This window comes from Trebonia sp., assembly GCF_030042015.1.
GTDB lineage: Bacteria > Actinomycetota > Actinomycetes > Streptosporangiales > Streptosporangiaceae > Trebonia.
In genome coordinates this window covers 1-3532 of sequence record NZ_JASIAL010000528.1, presented here as the reverse complement: position 1 = coordinate 3532, position 3532 = coordinate 1, and the positions used below count along the sequence as shown (strand labels likewise).

Here is a 3532-nt window from a genome sequence, read left to right as displayed (position 1 = left end):
CAGCGCGGCGAACAGGCCGCCTGGCGCGGCTCGGCGGGAGTCGATCACGACCGGTCCGGTGACCACGGCGCCCGGATCGGCGCCCCCGGCGAGCGCGCCGCCGGCGAGCGCGGCGATCTCGGCCAGCGTGAGCGGGATCATGCCAGGTCTCCGCCGCCCGGGGCGGCCCGCCGGGCGAGCGCGGCCGCGGTGACCTCCCTGTCGTCGAACGGCAGCACGCTGTCCCCCGCGTACTGGCCAGTCTCGTGCCCCTTGCCGGCCACGAGCACGACGTCCCCCTTGCCGGCCATGGCGACGGCCAGGCCGATGGCGGCGGCCCGGTCCGGCTCGATGATCACCCGGGCCCGCTCCTCCCGCGGGATCCCGAGCACCCCCTGCAGCATCTCGGCGAGGATGGCCAGCGGATCCTCAGAACGCGGGTTGTCGCTGGTGAACACCGCCACGTCGGCCAGCCGCGCGGCCGCGGCGCCCATCAGGGGCCGCTTGCCGCGGTCCCTGTCGCCGCCGCAGCCGAGCACGATCACCAGGTCGCCCGCGGTCACCGAGCGCAGGGCCCGCAGCACCGCCTCGACCGCGCCTGGCTTGTGGGAGTAATCGACGAACGCGTCGGGTCCTGCGCCAGGGCCGCCCGCCACCCGCTCGAGGCGGCCGGGCACGCCCGGGCAGCCGGCCACGCCGGCGACCGCGTCCTCGAGCCGGACGCCTGCTTCAACGAGCGCCACGATCGCGCCGAGCGCGTTGGCGACGTTGAACGGCCCGGGCAGGCTCAGCGACGCGTCCGCCTCGACGCCACCGGGGCCGACCACGCGGAAGGCCGAGCCGTCGGCGCCGCAGCGCACGTCCGCGGCCCGCCAGTCCGCGTTCCAGAAAGCGCCGGAAGTGGCGTCAGCGCAGAACGTGACGACCGGGACCGACGCCTGCGACACCAGCCTGCGGCCGTACCTGTCCGCCACGTTGACCACGCCCACCGCGCAGTACCGCGGGGTGAACAGCTTCGCCTTGGCCTGGAAATAGTCCTCGAATCCGGCATGAAAGTCCAGGTGGTCCTGCGACAGGTTGGTGAACACCGCCACGTCGTACCTGGTGCCCGCCACGCGGCCAAGCGTCAGCGAGTGGCTGGACACCTCCATCGCCGCGGCGGTGACCCCGCGCTCGGCCATGACGGCGAGCAGCGCCTGCAGTTCCGGCGCCTCCGGGGTGGTCAGCGCGCTCTTGACGCGCTCAGGCCCGATCCTGATCTCCACCCCGCCGACCAGCCCTGTCACGTGACCGGCGGCGCGCAGCCCGGCCTCGGCCAGGTAGCTGGTCGTGGTCTTGCCGCTGGTTCCGGTCACCCCGACCATCGTCATCCGGGTGCTCGGATCGCCGTAGATCCAGCACGACACGTCACCGAGCCGGTCCCGGGGCGACGAGACGACGAACACAGGCACGCCGCTGCGGGCCGCGCGCTCGCGGCCGCCGGGATCGGTCAGGATCGCCACCGCGCCGGCGGCCACCGCCTGATCGCAGTACGCCGCGCCGTGCGTGTGTTCACCGGGGAGGGCGGCGTACAGGTCGCCAGGCCGCACCTGGCGGGAGTCAAGCGTGACGCCGGACAGGCGCCCGGGATCGTTCGGGATGGGCCCTGTTCTGCCCACACCCAGCAGTTCCGCCAGCCCGGACAGGGGCCGCGGCGCCAGGTGTGCGGGTCGGATCACGCCCAGAGGGTATCCAAAATCAGGGCGCATTGAGCCGGACATACGGTGCAACCGCCCCATCGGGCGGTATTTGCAGGGTGGCCAGCGCGAACTTCATCACGTTGTAGAACACCGGGCCCGCGACGACGTCACCGTAATACCCGTACTTGGGGTTCGGGTCCTGCACGTTCACCGCCACGACCACCTGCGGGTCGTTGCCTGGCGCCATCCCGATGTAGCTCGAGCCGTACTCGCACAGCGCGCAGCCCGGGCCGGCCTCCTGCGAGGTGCCGGTCTTGGCGGCGACCGCGTAGCCGGGGATGATGCCCCACGGCTGGTCCGCCGTCTCGTCGACGGCGGGCACCTGCTGCAGGATCGAGATCAGCTCGCGCGCCGTCTTCGGCTGGATCACGCGGCGGCTCGGCGACGGCGCCGCCGGGGTGAACTGCCCGCTGGGGCTGACGGTGCCCTCGACGAGCGTCGGCTGCACCCGGACGCCGTCGTTGGCGATCGTCGCGTACACGCTGGCCATCTGCACCGCGGTCACCGCGACGCCCTGGCCGAACGACAGCGTGTACCGCTCGTCGGCCGCCCACTGCGACGGCGGCGGCAGGATGCCCGCGCTCTCCCCCGGCAGGTTCAGGCCGGACGGCTCGCCGAGCCCGAACGCGCGCAGGTAGTCGTACTGGACCTGGGGCGAGACGTGCTGCACCACCTGGGACATGCCGACGTTGCTCGAGTTCGCGATGATCCCCGCGATCGTGTAGTGCTCGCCGGGCGACCACTCGGCGTCGCGGATCCACTGGCCGCCCTCGTAGATCTGGTAGGGGATGTAGTACGAGCTCATCGGCGTCTGGCCGCCGTGCTCGAACGCGGCGGCGGCGGTGATCACCTTCGCGGTCGACCCGGGCTGGAACACGTCCTGCACCGGCAGGTCGGTGGCGTCGGCCGCGCTGGCCAGCGTGGACTGGCTGTAGGTCGGCCACTGGGCCATGGCGAGGATGTACCCGGTCTTCGGCTGGATGATCACGACCGTGCACTGCTTGGCGTGCATCTGCTGCACCCGCTGCTGGCAGGCCTGCTGCGCCGCGTACTGCAGCGCCGGGATGATCGTGAGCCGGATGCCCGTGCCGCTGCGCGCCGGCGTCTCCGTGCTGCCGGCCAGCGGGATCGGCTGGCCGTCCGTGCTCATCTCGACCTGCTCGCTGCCCGGCGTGCCGGACAGCAGCTTGTTGTACTCAAGTTCGATGCCCGCCTGGCCGCTGATCACGCCGGACTGGCTGACGTTGGTGAAGCCGACGACGTTGGCGGTCGCGTCGCCGTCCGGGTAGGCCCTGGCGTAGCTGGCCGTCAGGTAGATGCCGGTGATGGCGAGCGCGCTGACCTTGTCGCCCTGCGCGGCGGGCAGGTTCTTGGCGAGGACGACGTAGTCCGGCGACGTGGGGTGGCGCAGCAGCGTGAGGATCTGCTGCGCGGGCATGCCGAGCGGGCCGGCCAGCCTGGCCGCGACGCCCGGCCTGTCCGCGGCGGGGATCTGCGGCGGGTCGGCGGTCACCGTGTACGTCTCCACCGTCATCGCCAGGATCTGGCCATTCGCCCCGTAGATGGTGCCGCGCAGCGCGGGCAGCGTGAGCGTCGTGAGCTTTTCCGCCGCGGCCTTGTACCGGTATATGCCGGACTCCATGCCCTGGATCTGCACCAGGCGGCCGGCGAACAGGGTGAGCACGAACGAGATGGCGAGCAGCGTGACGCCGAGCCGGCGGGCCGGGTCGGCGCGGCGCGCGAGAATCCAGCGCGGCCGGCGCGGCCTGCTGGGTCCGTTGAGGCGGCTGGGGCGCTCGGGGCGGCTGGGGGGC

The 3532-nt window shown here is 72.7% G+C and carries 2 protein-coding genes and 1 pseudogene; all 3 read right to left on the bottom strand.

All coding sequences use genetic code 11. From position 1 onward, the window contains the following. Positions 1–141, bottom strand: a pseudogene (locus Q1N79_RS28115) (UDP-N-acetylmuramoyl-tripeptide--D-alanyl-D-alanine ligase); the annotation flags it as partial. Continuing rightward, positions 138–1694: a UDP-N-acetylmuramoyl-L-alanyl-D-glutamate--2,6-diaminopimelate ligase gene (locus Q1N79_RS28110; protein WP_300614077.1), complete on the bottom strand. Its 1557-nt coding sequence runs from the start codon at positions 1692–1694 to the stop codon at positions 138–140. The gene Q1N79_RS28110 and the pseudogene Q1N79_RS28115, both read right to left, overlap by 4 nt. Before the next feature lie 22 nt (positions 1695–1716). Next, positions 1717–3532 (bottom strand): penicillin-binding protein 2 (locus Q1N79_RS28105; protein WP_300614076.1); only part of this gene is annotated, 1816 nt, incomplete at its 5' end.